Below are 15,912 nucleotides of genomic sequence, written 5' to 3' on the forward strand. Positions count from 1 at the left end.
TTCCGGGAAATGCCGAAGGGGGCTTGAGCTATGACGACCAGTATCGAATTCGACGCCGTTTCCAATTCCTGGGACGAGCACACGAGCGTTGGCGAACATCCGATCCCGGCGGGCGTGCAAGTCGCCCAGGCCGCCAGCGGCCAGGCCGCGGGCGAGCCGGTGCCGGTCGATGTCGGCAAAGGCGCGCCGGCACAGGGCGCCGACAATGCACAGGGTGCGAACAAGCCGGCGGCGGACGCCAATGCTCCTGCCGCAAACGCGCCGGCGGCGAATGCCGCGGCCTCGAACGTTCCGCATGAATATCATGCCGACGCCGGCAATGTCGTGAAGCTTCCGGCCAATACCTCGATCGACAACATCAAGGTCGAAGGGCACAACCTCGTGCTGCAGCAGCCCGACGGATCCGAGATCGTCATCAAGGACGGCGCGCTGAACGTGCCGACCTTCATCATCGGCGATGTCGAGGTGCCGCGCGTCGCCCTAATCGCCGCTCTTGAAGCGAGCCATGTCGATGTCGCCTTTGGCGCCGACGGCTCGATCTCGGCCGGCGGAAACGGCTCGCCGAGCAGCGCCGGCGGCAATTTCGAGCATCCCGCAGGCGGGATCGGCGACGGCTTCGGCCTGACCTCGCTGCTGCCGCCGACGGACCTGGCGTTCGGCCAGCCGGACCATCGCGAGCTGTTTCCGGGCCTTCTGCCCGACTCGACGCCGTCGATCATCGACCTGACGCCAGAGGCCGGCGGCGGCGACACCATCGTCAATGAAAAAGGCCTGCCGGAAGGCTCCGGCGAGGTGGCGGCGCCGGGCGTCGACGGCGACCCCTCAGAACACAACACGGGCACCTTCACCATCACCTCGCCCGACGGGGTCGGCTCGCTGACCATCGCCGGCCAGGTGATTTCGGGCGCCGCCCTTGCCAACAGCGCGTCGACGCCGATCGAAATCACCACGCCGCTCGGCAATACGCTGACCATCAACGGCTACGACGCCGCGACCGGCCAGGTGAGCTACAGCTACACGCTGGAGCATGGCGAGACCCACCCAGCAGGCAGCGATCCCATCTTCGACAACATGACGGTGACGGTCACCGACTCTGACGGCGACGTTTCTGCCCCTGGCACGCTGTCGGTGCAGATTGTCGACGACGTGCCGACGGCGCACAACGACAGCGCCACGCAGGCGAGCGAGAACGCAGCGGTGACGGTGGACGTGTTCGCCAACGACGTGCCCGGCGCGGACGGCGTCAACGTCACAGACCCGACGAAGGTGAGCCTGGTGGCGAACTCGCTGAGCGGCTCCGGAGCGGTGACCTACAACAATGACGGCACCTTCACCTACACGCCGGCTGCCGGCGAACAGGGCACGGTGACGTTCCAGTACCAGATCGTCGACGGCGACGGCGACCCGTCGGTGGCGGCGGTGACGATCAACCTGCTGAACGACTCGACGCCGACGATCGAGATCGGCGCGGGCTCCGACACCAGCGTCAACGAAGCCGGCCTTCCGGCGCGCGGCGGCGAGCCTGCTGGCTCAGGCGAGATCGCCGACAACAACGGCACCAACAACAGCGACCCGAGCGAGACCGCGACGGGCTCGCTCAACATCACCACGGGCGGCGACACGATCGGCCACCTCTATGTGACCGACAAGAACAACGTCCAGGTCGACGTGACCAACGCGGCCGGCGGCATCCTGGTGCACGGCCAGTATGGCGACCTGACCATCACCGGCACGCCGGCGACCGGCTACACCTACTCCTACACGCTGCTCGACAACACCACGGGCAACGGCACCCATGACGACTTCGCGGTGCAGGTGGTCGATTCCGACGGCGACCCGGCCTCCACCACGCTCACCATCGATATCGTCAACGACGTGCCGCATGCGGCGAACGACAGCGCCACGCAGGCGACCGAGAACGGCCCGGTGACGGTGAACGTGTTCGCCAACGACGTGCCCGGCGCGGACGGCGTCAACATCGCCGATGCGACCAAAGTGAGCCTGGTGGCGAACTCGCTGAGCGGCTCCGGAGCGGTGACCTACAACAATGACGGCACCTTCACCTACACGCCGGCTGCCGGCGAACAGGGCACGGTGACGTTCCAATACCAGATCGTCGACGGCGACGGCGACCCGTCGGTGGCGACGGTGACGATCAACCTGCTGAAAGACTCGACGCCCACCATCGATGTGACGCCCGACAATCCCGACGCGTCCGGCCACAGCGCGGCGAACGAAGCCGGCCTTCCGCCGCATGACGGCCTGCCGGCGGGCTCAGGCGAGATCGCCGACGGCGACGGCGCCAACAACAGCGACACCGGCGAGACGACGACGGGCGCGCTGACGATCACCACCGGCAGCGACACGATCAGCCACCTCTATCTGACCGACAAGGACAACAACCAGGTCGACGTGACCAATGGCGGCCTGGTGCACGGCCAGTACGGCGACCTGACCATCACCGGCACGCCGGCGACCGGCTACACCTATTCCTATACGCTGCTCGACAGCACCTCTGGTAACGGCACCCATGACGACTTCGCCGTCCAGGTCGTGGACTCCGACGGCGATCCCGCCTCCGCCACGCTCACCATCGACATCGTCAACGACGTGCCGACGGCGTATGCCGATAACGGCAACGTCACCGAAGGTGCTTTGCTCACAGTGACGGCGGCGGCCGGCGTGCTGTCGAACGACGTGGCCGGCGCCGACGGCTTTGCCATCGGCGGCGGCGTGGTCGGCGTGCGCCTGGCGAACGGCGACACCACGACCGCGGTCACCACCGGCGCCGGCACCGACATCGCCGGCCTGCACGGCACGCTGCACCTCAACGCCGACGGCTCCTACACCTACCAGTCGACGGCCAACGCCATCTCCTCGGCGACCACCGACGTGTTCGTCTACACCATCAAGGACGGCGACGGCGACCTGTCGACCACCACGCTGACCATCAACCTGGCGGATGCCGGGCTGGTCGCGCCGGCCGACAACGACGCCACCGTCAACGAGGCCGCGCTCGACACCACAACCACCGGCGCCGACCTGACGCACGGAACCGTGACCGGCTCGCTGCCGAACCTGGCGACCGAGACCGACGCGAGCAACCAGCTCAACGCCTCGGGCGGCGTCGGCGCGCTCACCTACACGGCGCAGACCATCGTCGGCACCTACGGCACCATCCAGATCAACGCCGACGGCAGCTACGTCTACACGCTGACCAGCAATCACCTCAACGCGCAGGCCAATGACGGCGTCCAGACCATCTCGGGCCTGGAGAACTTCACCTACACAGTCACCGACAGCGTCGGCAACACAACCACCGGCACCATCACCGTCAACATCGTCGACGACGTGCCGACGGCGTATGCCGACATCAACGCCGTCACGGAAGGTGCTTTGCTCACGGTGACGGCGGCGGCCGGCGTGCTGTCGAACGACGTGGCCGGCGCCGACGGCTTTGCCATCGGCGGCGGCGTGGTCGGCGTGCGCCTGGCGAACGGCGACACCACGACCGCGGTCACCACCGGCGCCGGCACCGACATCGCCGGCCTGCACGGCACGCTGCACCTCAACGCCGACGGCTCCTACACCTACCAGTCGACAGCCAACGCCATCTCCTCGGCGACCACCGACGTGTTCGTCTACACCATCAAGGACGGCGACGGCGACCTGTCGACCACCACGCTGACCATCAACCTGGCGGATGCCGGGCTGGTCGCGCCGGCCGACAACGACGCCACCGTCAACGAGGCCGCGCTCGACACCACAACCACCGGCGCCGACCTGACGCACGGAACCGTGACCGGCTCGCTGCCGAACCTGGCGACCGAGACCGATGCCTCAAACCAGCTCAACGCCTCGGGCGGCGTCGGCGCGCTCACCTACACGGCGCAGACCATCGTCGGCACCTACGGCACCATCCAGATCAACGCCGACGGCAGCTACGTCTACACGCTGACCAGCAATCACCTCAACGCGCAGGCCAATGACGGCGCCCAGACCATCTCGGGCCTGGAGAACTTCACCTATACGGTCACCGACAGCGTCGGCAACACAACCACCGGCACCATCACCGTCAACATCGTCGACGACGTGCCGACGGCGTATGCCGATACCGGCAACGTCAACGAAGGTGCGCTACTCACCGTGCTCGCGGCGGCCGGCGTTCTGGTCAATGATGTCCGCGGCGCGGACGGCGCCACCATCGACGGCGTGCGGGCCGCAGGAGGCGACACAACGACAGCGGTAAGCGGCGGCGTCAACACCGATATTATCGGTCTGCACGGCACGCTGCACCTCAACGCCGACGGCTCCTACACCTACCAGTCGACAGCCAACGCCATCTCCTCGGCGACCACCGACGTGTTCGTCTACACCATCAAGGACGGCGACGGCGACCTGTCGACCACCACGCTGACCATCAACCTGGCGGATGCCGGGCTGGTCGCGCCGGCCGACAACGACGCCACCGTCAACGAGGCCGCGCTCGACACCACAACCACCGGCGCCGACCTGACGCACGGAACCGTGACCGGCTCGCTGCCGAACCTGGCGACCGAGACCGATGCCTCAAACCAGCTCAACGCCTCGGGCGGCGTCGGCGCGCTCACCTACACGGCGCAGACCATCGTCGGCACCTACGGCACCATCCAGATCAACGCCGACGGCAGCTACGTCTACACGCTGACCAGCAATCACCTCAACGCGCAGGCCAATGACGGCGCCCAGACCATCTCGGGCCTGGAGAACTTCACCTATACGGTCACCGACAGCGTCGGCAACACAACCACCGGCACCATCACCGTCAACATCGTCGACGACGTGCCGACGGCGTATGCCGATACCGGCAACGTCAACGAAGGTGCGCTACTCACCGTGCTCGCGGCGGCCGGCGTTCTGGTCAATGATGTCCGCGGCGCGGACGGTGCCACCATCGACGGCGTGCGGGCCGCAGGAGGCGACACAACGACAGCGGTAAGCGGCGGCGTCAACACCGATATTATCGGTCTGCACGGCACGCTGCACCTCAACGCCGACGGCTCGTATACCTATCAATCGACGGCGCACAGCATCAACGCAAACACGACCGACGTCTTCGTCTACACGATCAAGGACGGTGACGGCGACCTGTCGACGACGACCCTGACCATCAACCTGACGGACGTCAACGATCCGCCGGTCGTCGCGAACACCGAGAACTGGATGTCGAGTGACCCGTCACAGCAGACGGGCACGCCCAGTTATCCTGACGGCTACCCGCTGCTGGTCAATGTCCCGACCGACGCCGATGGCGACAACCTCGTCGTCACCGCGACCGGCGCGATCCCTGCCGGCGTGTTCTACTTCAACGGCACGAGCTATGTCGCGCTGACCACCGGCACGGTGCTCTACGATCCGTCGAGTGGCATCAACCTGCTGGACGACCTAGTCTACCGGCCCACGGCGACGCAGAACGACACGGTCAATACCAATCTTTCGCTCGACGTCTATGACGGCACGGTCCATGTCAATCAGACGGTCGGTATCCATGAAGTACCGCCGACCAGCCTGCCCAGCGACACCTCGCAGATCGGCAATGGCAATAGCCCGCTGACCTCGGGCAACGATCAGGTTGCAACGCTCCACCTGTCGCAGGCGACTGTAAATGCGATCACGGCCGATCCGCACGGCTCGACCATTGTTGTCTATACTGATTTCCAGGAATCGCCGTTCAATACGCCAATTCCAGTGAGCGAGCGGAATCCGGGCGTTTATGGCGATAGCAGCGCAGGCTCGCACCGCGAACAGGAAGTGCAGGTAGAGGTGAGAATCGGCACGGACCGTTTTGCGATCGTCGAGGACGACACAAGTCCAGGCACGTTCGAGCAGAGCTGGTTCTACGATCCGACGACCGGTTTGATGAAGGCCACCGTCGACTACGACCACATCTACTTGCTCGACGCCAGCGGCAATGCGACGAGCACGACGCTTGCTGCCTACCTGATCACGCATCCGCCGTCGGTCAACGATACCTGGACGCTGTCCTATTTCGACAACAATGGCGGCAACTACCAGGCGCGTACCGTCAACTTCTCGTTCTTCTCGCATGATCCGGGCGATCCCGGCATCACGGTGAATGGCGGCGCTACGGCCGACCAGATCTACGGCACATCCGGCGTGGATCACCTCTATGGCAATGGCGGCAACGACGTCATCATCGGCCGAGGCGGCAACGACATCATCGACGGCGGAGCCGGCAACGACCTTCTCATCGGCGGCGCAGGGGCGGACACGCTCACCGGCGGCACCGGCGCCGACACGTTCAAGCTCGACCACCTCGAACTGAACATCAAGGATCTCATCACCGACTACCATAGTGGCGAAGGAGACAAGATCGACCTGACCGCGCTGTTCGAGACGGCGCCTGCCGGCAACATCAGCGACTACGTGCACTATACCAACGGCACTGTGAGCGTCGACGCCAACGGCACGACCGGCGGTGCCAATTTCGTGGACGTGGCGCAACTCACGAACCCGCCTGCCACCATCACGATACTTTACGATGACAGCACGCATACACAGCACACAACCACGATTTAATGCTTATACGCAGCCACACTCCCATGCTATGCATAAGCAACGCATGAATTCGCAATTCGAAGAGGGGCTTACATGAGACATTCCGCAAGACTTTTGGCATCAGTCACGGCGCTGCTTTTGGCCGGGTCGACGGGCTTTGCCGCCGACATCATCGGCGAGCCGGCGGTGAACTATTGCCGCACCGTCGGCACCTCCGACCTGGTGCTGACCGACAACATGGTCGAGCTCAAGGACAGGGTGGTGAAGCTGATGGACGACTCGATAGCCGTCGCCAACAGTCCGGAATGGATCAACTCGTCGCGTCCGGCCTTCGTCTGGGCGTCGGAAGCCAAGGTTGCCTGCGGCAAGGCCTACGGCTACCTCAAGACGAACTACAAGGACGAGGACTACCTCAACAAATGCGAGTGCTTCCACGACCGCATGGTCGAATACATGCACTGAGCTGACGGGCGCGCCGACCGGCTGCGATGATGGACATGGGAGCCTGGGCGGAGGCGAGTGTTTTCGCGCGCCCGGCGTTCGGCGTCGCGCATGCCGACGCGGCGCCGCAAACCGGTTTCCGTCGCCGGTGCCCGTGGGCGTTGGCGCTCGCCTTTGTCGTTGCCGCGGCCGGCTGCCAGTCGAAGAGCGGCGCGTCGGACGTGCTCGACCCTGCCGCGATCGCCGCGCCGGCAAGCCAGGCCGGCAGCATCACCACAACGGCCCCCGCGCAGCTGACCGCCAGTTCCGCCGCCGCGCCGAAGGGCAACCTGACGCTCGGCAGCGGCCCGACCAAAATCACCATGCTTCTGCCGCTGTCGGCCTCGGGAAGCGCCGGCGAGGACGGCCGGAAGATGTATGACGCCGCCAAGCTCGCGATGACCGATCTCGGCGACAAGCTTTTGACGCTGACGATCGAGGATACGCGCGGCGACAGCGGCTATGCCAAGGATCTGGCGGTGAAGGCGATCACCTCGGGCGGCGCGAAGGCCATCATCGGGCCGGACGAGCTCGCGGCGGCGCAGCACCTTGCCAAGCTCTCCGGCACGCAGCGGCCGCCGGTGCTGGCGCTGGCCGACAATTTCGCCGGCGGCCCCGGCGTCTATTCGGTGCGGCTGAGCGAGGCCGACAGCGCGGCCGCGGGCGCGGCAGCGGTGGCCGGCAAAGGCGCCAAGAAATTCGTGCTCCTGGTGCCGGCGGGTTCGAATGCCGGCGCGATCGAGGCCCGTGTCGGCAACGCGCTCAGCATCTATGGCGCGGCGCTTGCCGTCACGCTGCCCTATTCGGCGTCGGACGGCGCCAAGGTGGTGTCCGACATGGGCTCGCTGGTCGAGGCGCCCGACGCCGTGATCGTGGCCAGCGGCGACGGCAGCCCGATGCCCGTGCTTGCGGCGTTGAAGGCGAAAGGCATTCCCGGCAAGGCAGTGACGCTGATCGGCACCGACCGCTGGCTGGAGCGGCCGATCGATCCGCTCTACGAGGGCGCCTATATCGCGACGCTCGACCAGAGCGAGACCGGGCCGATCGCCGACCGCTTCAAGGCGACCTACAATTACCAGCCCGACGTCAACGTCGCCTACGCCTACGACATGGTGGCGCTGTCGGCCGGCATTGCGAGCTCGGCCGGCCCGAACGGTTTCTCCAAGCAGGTGTTGGAGAACGCGAGCGGCTTCCGCGGCTCGACCGGCCTGTTCCGCTTCCGCGCCGACGGCTCGAGCCAGAGATCGATGCCGTTCTTCAGGATCGAAAAGGGCAAGCTGAAGCTGGTGGAGAAGCAGACCTCGGGGTTTTGAATCTCATTGGGTGGGCGGGCCGTTGGATTTTCTTAAGAAGCTTCTCATTCTGGCCGTCGTCGGGGCGGTGGGAGCCGGTGCCGTCGCGCTCATCGAGCGGCTGATGTTCGAGGCACCAAGACCTGCCGTATCCGGCGAGCCGCCGCCCCTGCCCGTCATCAAGAAAAAGCCGGTGCGACAATGGAAATGGCGCCTGACATAGCCGCCAAACGAGCCCGGCTGCCAGCCTCCGCAAAGCTGGCAGTCTTTTGCCTGTGCTATGCCGGGCTTGCGGCTTATCTGTTCCCCGGCACCTATTTCGCCGCGCTTGGCACGTCCAGGCTGCTGCTGCTTTATCTCTTGCTGCCCTTCCTGATACTGATCGGACTGATCGTTGCAGCGATCATCAGCCGACCACAGGCCCCGGTCAGCTGGCTACGGCACAAACTCGTGTCGCGGGGCGCCGGAGCGACATCCACGCTCGGGATCTTCATACTCTGCCTGGCTGCGTTCACTGCGTACAAGCACGAATTCTCGCAGATGGTGCCGTTCTTTGCCGATCAATTTCTGGCGAGGATCGACGCCGATCTGCATTTTGGCGACCCTTGGAAATGGGCGCGTGCCGTGCCAATTCCGAGCGTTGCCGACCGGACGCTATACATACTTTACAGCCAGCTCTGGTTCGTCGTGCTTGCCACTGTCGTTGTCGTCGCGGCCTGGCTCGACGACACGTCAAAGCGGCTGCGCTATTTCCTGTCGCTTGTCAGTACCGCAGTCGTTCTCGGCGTGATCGTGAGGTTGGCCGCCTCGTCGGCAGGGCCGATCTTCTACGACCGCCTGTTCGATCCGGATATGTTCGAAGACCTTGTTCAATCGCTCAAAGCCAGCGATGCAGGACCAGACACACTTCTGATCACAGATTACCTTTATTCATCCTATACGGCCCACAAGGCCTCGATCGGAACGGGGATCTCGGCAATGCCGAGCTTTCACGTCGCTATTGTCGTGCTGAACGCACTTTTCCTTTCGAGCTTGAACCGATGGGTCGGCGCCGCAGCGTGGGTTTACGCGGGCGTGATCCTCTTCGGCTCGGTATATTTCGGCTGGCACTATGCGATTGATGGGTATTTCTCGATCATCGCGATCATGATCATATGGCGATGCTGTCGAGTATCGAATCCACGTTCGTCGTAGCCAACTTGCGCCGCTGATCCCAACAAGCGAAGACAGGAGCCTATGAGGCCCTAGCCTAGCTGTTGCAAGATTCCACTGCTGGTGGCCAGCATCACACCACCATAGATCTGGAACAGGATCGCGCAGATCGCGGCAGCCGAGATCGGCACGCCGAATGGCACGACACCCTTCCGGTCCATATGCTGAACGTAGAGACGGAACGCACCCGCCGGCAGGAGAAACGGGTTCTTGATCAATGCCGCGGTCGCCAGGGCGAAAGCCAGCAGGAAAATCGTGAAAACGACCAGGCCGTTTCCGCCGATCAAAAGCGGCATGGCCGCCATCAGCTTCACGTCGCCCGCACCGAGCTTCCGCAGGGCCCAAAATGGAAACAGCGCCACGAACAGCAGAACGCAGCCGATCGCGCTCAGACCCATATCCCACCATGATCCGGTCTGCACGGACACGAGCTGGAGCGAACCGAGGCCGAGGCATATCAGCAGCAGCACGTCACGGTTGGCAATCTTCTGCGTCGTGAAATCGGTCCAGGCAATCCTGCCGAGAAGCGGGATAGCCAACGCTCTGAGCAGCAGCGATGCGGCAAGCAGAAGGCTCATGACCGTTCTATGTTCCGCACGCTGGACGACAGCAGCTTCAGATTGTTGGCCACGGTCGGATCGTTGGGCGCGAGCTCGTAGGCCTTGAGGAAATTATCTCGCGCTTCCTGCAGCTTGCCGCGCAGCAGATAGGAGTAGCCGAGATTGTTGTAATATTCCGGCGTCGCGCCGAGCAGCTTGAAGGCTCGGCTATAGGCCATATCGGAAAGGTCGAAGCGCCGGATGCGGTCGCATGAGGCGGCAAGGCCCAGCCAGGCGACGCCGTCATTGGGCGCCAGCCGCGTCGCCTTGTAGAACAGGGCGCCGGCATTGCCGTAGTTCTCGGAACGGAACTGGGTCTTGGCCTCGGTGACCGCCTGGTCCGAAGCATAGTAGTCGACATTGCTGACCGTCTTCAGACCGTCGAAAGCATCGCCAAAAGCGGTGTAGTCGCCTTTGGCGGGTTCATTGGTGCGCACGACGCCAGTGGAGTCATTCGTCTGGCAGCCCGCCAGGAAGATCAGCAGCAGGCTGGCCGCGACTGCGAGGCGCTTTGGCCGTGTCATTTTGTGTCCCACGAAGTCCCTGACTCAATTTTAGAAGATAATCATACGACGACTTAGAAGAAAATGCCCTTCATGCGAATGACCACCGGCAGCATGATGACCATCAGCACAACCGGAAACACGCAAAGCCCCAACGGGATCATCATTTTGACCGGCAAGGCGTTGGCCTTTTCCTCGGCGCGAAGAATCCGCTGGCTTCGCATCTCATCGCTATAGACCCTCAATGCTTCGGTCAGGCTGGTGCCAAGTTCTTCCGACTGCCGGAACAGCACCGCCAAGGCCCGTGCCTCGTCCAGTCCCAAGCGGTCTGAAAGTTCACGCAGCGCCTCCCGCAGCGGCTTGCCGGCGCGCATCTGCAGAGTCATGATCGCAAGCTGAATGCCCAGCCATTTATGCGTTCCGGCCAGTTCGTTGCTGACCCGCTCGACCGCCGCTTCCAGGCTCATGCCGGCATCGGCGCAAGTGATCATCATATCCATGAAATCAGGAAAGCCGCGTCTATAAACCTGCTTTTGCGAATTCTCGAAGCGATCGAGCATGACGCTCGGAATCACAAGGCAGGCGAGACCGAAGAGAGCGGAAGCGGCGTAGGCAATGAAAGCCGGCCATTGCGGCGGCAATATCCACGACAAAATCGTGTAAGAGCCCAGGAACCCCATGCATACGACGCCTAGGCGACACAAGGTGTAGATTATCGGCGCGCTTGACTGGTAAAAGCCGGCTCGAAACAGCTTGGCTTCCAGCGCATTCGGTTCCCCACGCTCCTTCTCGACCGACCGGAAATAAGCATCGATGGGGCGTTGGGCAGCAATCTTGGCAAGTTTCTCCTGTCCCAGCAAAGACCGGCGGTCGGCAATTCCTTCGGCAATAAGGCTTTGCGTCACCAGTCTTCGTGTCTGCAATGCCGGCAGAATGATCAGCGCCCCGAAAAGGAAAAGGGCGACAGCGGCCACAAAGACCGCGACGGAAACCAACAAACCCAGATCCAGTCCACTCGCAAACAACTCTGCGCTCGCCTCTCTTAGATATCGAAGGTAACCATTCGATACATGATGTAGTCACCCAGCAGTGCCCAGGCGCCGAAAATCGTGAACGCTGGGAATATCAGCGGGTTGTTCCACACAGAGCCATAGTATCCGGGCGCTGTGATAAGAAGTAAGAGGAACATCACCACCGGAAACAACGATATGATCCAGGCCGATACTCGACCTTCAGCCGACAGCGCTCTAATCTTCATCTTCAGCTTTTGTCTTTCGCGCAGAACCCGCGACAGATTGGCCAGGATTTCGGTGAGATTGCCGCCGGTTTTCGATTGGATGGAAAGCGACACCGACAGCAAATGCAATCCCTCGAAGCCGACCCGTTCCGACAGCTTTCGCACCGCCTGCTCCAGGCTGAGGCCAAAAGTAATCTCGTCGGATACGATGCCGAATTCTGTTCCCAGAGGGTCGGGCATCTCACGGGCGACCAGGCCGATTGCCACCGATGCCGGGTGGCCAGCCCTGAGCGAACGCACGATCATGTCCAGGGCGTCGGGAAGCTGCTGGGCGAATTTGAGGATTCGTCTGCTGCGGGCTCGCCGCAGTACCAGCAGGGGCAACACGAAACCAATGACGAAAAAGGCCATGATCCCGAGAAACATCGGCAGGCTAAACAGCAGCGTCAAAAGAAGCCCTACAACCAATCCCGCGAGCAGAAAGATCGTTGCAAAGGCGATCGGGTTCCCGGTGGTGCCCGATTGGGTATAGAGCCTGTTCAGACCCACCGCACCGAAAAGGTAGTCGCCCGTGGTGGTCAGGCCTCGCTCGCGCAAAAGACCTTGCAGCGTCTGTTCCGCAGGCCCTTCTTCTCCGAGCCGCTTGAGCCGGCGATTGATGACGTTAAGTTTTACACGCCGCGCCGAATAAGAGACGTAGAACGACTCGACCGCAAGAATGACCGAGGCGCCTGCCAGCACGTAGATGAAATAGAGCAGAGTCTGTCCGGTCAGCATTACAGCGGAACCTGCGGATTGAAGGCATCCTTGGCAAAATGATGCCCTTGAGTGGCCGCCTCCTGCGCAAAGCGAGGACGGACCCCTGTGGCTCGGAACTCGCCAACTATGGTGCCGTCGGCGGCGACGTCGCGGCGAACGAAATGATAGATTTCCTGGAGCTGGACGACATTGCCTTCCATCCCGGTAATCTCCGAGATCGAGATGACACGCCGGCCGCCATCCGAAAGACGCTGCGTCTGCACGATGATGTCGAGGGCCGAGGCGATTTGGGCCCGGATGGACTCATGGGTCATCGGCATGCCTGCCATGCCGACCATCTGCTCCATACGCGATATGGCATCGCGCGGCGTGTTGGCATGGATGGTGGTCATCGAACCTTCGTGACCAGTGTTCATGGCCTGAAGCATGTCGAAGGCTTCCTCGCCGCGCACCTCGCCGACGATGATGCGGTCCGGCCGCATGCGCAGCGCGTTCTTGACCAATTCGCGCTGGCGAACCTCGCCCTTGCCCTCGACATTGGGGGGGCGCGTTTCCAGCCGACCGACATGCGGCTGCTGCAACTGCAGTTCCGCGGCGTCCTCGATGGTGATCAGGCGCTCGGCGGCCGGAATGTAGCTCGATAGCGCGTTGAGCAAAGTCGTCTTGCCGCTGCCGGTGCCGCCCGAAACCAGGATCGACTTGCGCGTCTGCACCGCGATCCGCAGCAGCTCGACCATCGGCGGGCGGATCGAGTTGAATGCGATCAGGCGCTCCAGCGAATAGGGATGCTTGGAGAATTTTCGGATCGATACCAGCGGACCATCGACCGAGATCGGCCGCACCGCGATGTTGACGCGCGAGCCGTCTTCGAGACGAGCATCCGCCATCGGCGAGGATTCATCGACACGCCGGCCTATGGCCGAGACGATCTTGTTGATGATGCGCAGCAGGTGCGCCTCGTCACGAAAACGGATCGCGGTTTCCTCGATGACGCCGCGCCGTTCGATGAATACGCGCTTGTGAGTGTTGATCAATATGTCGGCGATGGAGTCGTCCTTGAGCAGCGGCTCGATAGGGCCTAGCCCCAACATCTCGTCCGCCGTGTCGCTGGTCAGTTGATCGAGCTCGCGCGCATTCAGCGGCACATTTCTGACGCGCACGAATTCGCGCACGATCGGCCGGATCTCATTCAGTATTTCATCCTTCGACGCATTTTCAAGGGCGGTCAGATTGAACCTGTCTATGAGATGCCGATGCAGGTCGACCTTGAGCGACAGGAAATCTTCGGAGGCCGGCTCGGCCTGAACCGGCTGCACGACCGCTGCGCCATTGGCTGTAACGGCCGCTGGCACTGATTGCGGTGCGCGCTGCTCACCCGGCCCTTTGATGAAGCGACCCAACATGCCGCTGCCCCTTTTTGCGATTTCCCCGACGTCGAAACTAAGCGTTAACCACGAGGGGCACAAGCGGCGCGGAGGACACACTGGACTTATTACTTGAGACATAGTTAAGAAGTGCCGATCTGGGAAATCGTTTTATTTTGCTCCCACTACACACCGCAGACCAAAGTCCTAGGACCTTTGGCGGCGACTGACTCTGTTAACCCGCTAAGTCATTTAATATAAACGGATATGTCATACCCCTAATGTTGTAGCCTCCGGGGCACGGGCGTGGCCGAATTGTGAATGAATGGTTAAGATCACTTGAAAACCGAAGCGAATCAAGCTGTTGTCAAAAATGAAACAGCGCGAAATCGAGTATTGGAAGGTTAAGGGACTGTTAATCCGTTTGACTCGGCTTTTTTGCGGGACAAGGATTGAACGTGACGGGGGATGCTTGGGTATGGGGTTCATCCTTAGGCTCGTCTCGTCGGGTTCAAACCTCCAAAGGGAGAAATTGGCATGAAAAAGCTCATGACGATGGCCCGGCAGTTCCGCGACGATGAAAACGGCGCTGCTATGGTCGAATATTCTATTCTGATCGGCTTGATCGCCGTATCGGCGATTCTGTTCATCATCGGCATCGGCCTGTGGGTGACGGGTCGTTTCACCGGCCTTTGCACCGCCTTGAACAGCGCCAACGTTCCTGGCTCGTGCGGCTCCGGCACCGGCAGCTGATCGTTTGCATTCTTTCAGGCCCGGTCTTGGGGGCCGGGCCTGAAATCAGTTGTCGGGTGGATGGGCTGATCTGTAGGCCTTTTTGGGGTTGGGCTGATGCGCGCGAATACAGTCATAATGATCATTCTCGCCGGCGTGTTCGGAGTGCTTGCCGTCGTGCTCGCCAATATCTGGCTCGCCAATCAACGCAGCGCGATGGCCCAAGCAGGTGGTGCTGCTCGCGACACCATCGTGGTGGCCGCAGTGCCGCTGAAATTCGGCGACACTTTGAGTGAGGACAAGCTGCGCGAGATAGCGTGGCCGGCGGGTGCGGTTCCAGCCGGCGCGTTCAAGACGACAAAAGAGGCCTTGGCTGGCAATGGCACGAGGCAGGCATTGCAAGCGATCGGCGCCAACGAGCCGGTTCTGACAACCAAGATTACAGGCCCCGGACAGCGCGCCACGCTTTCCGCCGTGCTTGGTGAAGGCATGAAAGCTGTTTCCATCAGGGTCAATGACGTTCTGGGGGTTGCAGGCTTTGTGTTTCCAGGAGATCGGGTCGATATTCTCCTGACTCGCACTGCGCGCGGCGAGGGAGGCACAGACAGAAGTTTCGTCGACGTGCTCTTGCAGAGCGTCAAGGTGCTCGCGATCGACCAGGTTGCCGATGAAAGCAAGGACAATCCGCAAGTCGTGAAAGCGGTGACGGTCGAAGTCAGCACCAAGGACGCTCAGAAATTGACGCTTGCCGCCGGCGCGGGCCAGTTGTCGCTGGCGCTCCGCCAGGCCGCGGCCAACAAGGGCGAAGCCACGGAACGGGTTACGATTTCAGACCTGACCGGCGATACCCCTGAAGATGTCGCCAAGAGGCAGGCGGAACTCGACAGACAGAAAGCGGCCGACGCTGCGGCCGCCGAAGAACGCAAGCGCGCCAACGACAAGATAGACGGTTTGGCCCAAGCCGTGGAGCGGGTTGGAAGCCAGATCGACGAATTGAGCAAGGTGAAGCCGACGCCTACTGTGGCGCCCGCACCACAGGTGCAGGAAGTTGTCAAGGAGGTGGTCAAATATGTGGAACCAGAACCGCCCGCCCGCGCTACAATCGGTGTCTTCCGCGGCGTCAAGCTCGAAACCTATGACGTGCCGCGCCAACGCTAGAATGCCAGCCGGCAGAAC

Annotated in this window: 12 protein-coding genes; 7 read left to right on the plus strand and 5 right to left on the minus strand. The window is 62.4% G+C overall.

The window, feature by feature from the left end:
• The first annotated feature begins 30 nt into the window (after window positions 1–30).
• The 5 genes from QAZ22_RS30900 to QAZ22_RS30920 all read left to right on the plus strand — a co-directional run bounded on the left by QAZ22_RS30900 (window position 31) and on the right by QAZ22_RS30920 (window position 9,524).
• Window positions 31–6,579, plus strand: coding sequence for a tandem-95 repeat protein (locus tag QAZ22_RS30900; protein WP_278204689.1), 6,549 nt, complete (start codon window positions 31–33; stop codon window positions 6,577–6,579).
• 72 nt (window positions 6,580–6,651) lie between these two features.
• The gene (locus QAZ22_RS30905; protein ID WP_278204690.1) at window positions 6,652–7,020 is read left to right on the plus strand and encodes a hypothetical protein; all 369 of its coding nucleotides are present in this window, start codon (window positions 6,652–6,654) and stop codon (window positions 7,018–7,020) included.
• Window positions 7,021–7,046: 26 nt separating this feature from the next.
• Window positions 7,047–8,351 carry an ABC transporter substrate-binding protein gene (locus QAZ22_RS30910; RefSeq protein WP_278204691.1) on the plus strand — a complete coding sequence of 435 codons (1,305 nt, stop codon included), beginning with the start codon at window positions 7,047–7,049 and terminating at the stop codon, window positions 8,349–8,351.
• Between the two features lie 10 nt (window positions 8,352–8,361).
• Complete coding sequence (locus tag QAZ22_RS30915; protein ID WP_278204692.1) at window positions 8,362–8,553, plus strand: hypothetical protein; 192 nt, start codon at window positions 8,362–8,364, stop codon at window positions 8,551–8,553.
• Entirely contained in the window at window positions 8,538–9,524 is a 987-nt protein-coding gene (locus QAZ22_RS30920) for a phosphatase PAP2 family protein (RefSeq protein ID WP_278204693.1), read from the plus strand. Before QAZ22_RS30915 ends, QAZ22_RS30920 begins: the two co-directional genes overlap by 16 nt.
• A gap of 50 nt (window positions 9,525–9,574) precedes the next feature.
• On the opposite strand, the gene QAZ22_RS30925 is transcribed toward QAZ22_RS30920, so the two are convergent.
• The 5 genes from QAZ22_RS30925 to QAZ22_RS30945 are packed head-to-tail and all read right to left on the minus strand — an operon-like array spanning window position 9,575 to window position 14,043.
• A complete protein-coding gene (locus QAZ22_RS30925; RefSeq protein ID WP_278204694.1) occupies window positions 9,575–10,120 on the minus strand; it encodes a prepilin peptidase in 546 nt (181 codons plus the stop codon).
• Window positions 10,117–10,665 (minus strand): tetratricopeptide repeat protein, encoded by a 549-nt coding sequence (locus QAZ22_RS30930; protein WP_278204695.1) that lies wholly within the window; start codon window positions 10,663–10,665, stop codon window positions 10,117–10,119. The genes QAZ22_RS30925 and QAZ22_RS30930 overlap by 4 nt, the downstream gene beginning before the upstream one ends.
• Window positions 10,666–10,718: 53 nt before the next feature.
• Window positions 10,719–11,669: a type II secretion system F family protein gene (locus QAZ22_RS30935; RefSeq protein ID WP_278204696.1), complete on the minus strand. Its 951-nt coding sequence runs from the start codon at window positions 11,667–11,669 to the stop codon at window positions 10,719–10,721.
• Window positions 11,670–11,686: 17 nt separating this feature from the next.
• Window positions 11,687–12,658 carry a type II secretion system F family protein gene (locus tag QAZ22_RS30940; protein WP_278204697.1) on the minus strand — a complete coding sequence of 324 codons (972 nt, stop codon included), beginning with the start codon at window positions 12,656–12,658 and terminating at the stop codon, window positions 11,687–11,689.
• Window positions 12,658–14,043, minus strand: coding sequence for a CpaF family protein (locus tag QAZ22_RS30945; protein ID WP_278204699.1), 1,386 nt, complete (start codon window positions 14,041–14,043; stop codon window positions 12,658–12,660). Before QAZ22_RS30945 ends, QAZ22_RS30940 begins: the two co-directional genes overlap by 1 nt.
• 498 nt (window positions 14,044–14,541) lie before the next feature.
• On the opposite strand from QAZ22_RS30945, the gene QAZ22_RS30950 reads away from it, so the two are divergent.
• Together QAZ22_RS30950 and cpaB are read left to right on the plus strand one after the other, a co-directional pair.
• Window positions 14,542–14,757 carry a Flp family type IVb pilin gene (locus QAZ22_RS30950; RefSeq protein WP_124998009.1) on the plus strand — a complete coding sequence of 72 codons (216 nt, stop codon included), beginning with the start codon at window positions 14,542–14,544 and terminating at the stop codon, window positions 14,755–14,757.
• 96 nt (window positions 14,758–14,853) lie between these two features.
• Window positions 14,854–15,894, plus strand: coding sequence for a Flp pilus assembly protein CpaB (cpaB, locus tag QAZ22_RS30955; protein ID WP_347566930.1), 1,041 nt, complete (start codon window positions 14,854–14,856; stop codon window positions 15,892–15,894).
• Window positions 15,895–15,912 lie beyond the last annotated feature (18 nt).

The sequence above is a fragment of the Mesorhizobium sp. WSM4906 genome (genome assembly GCF_029674625.1).
In the GTDB taxonomy this organism is placed as follows: domain Bacteria; phylum Pseudomonadota; class Alphaproteobacteria; order Rhizobiales; family Rhizobiaceae; genus Mesorhizobium.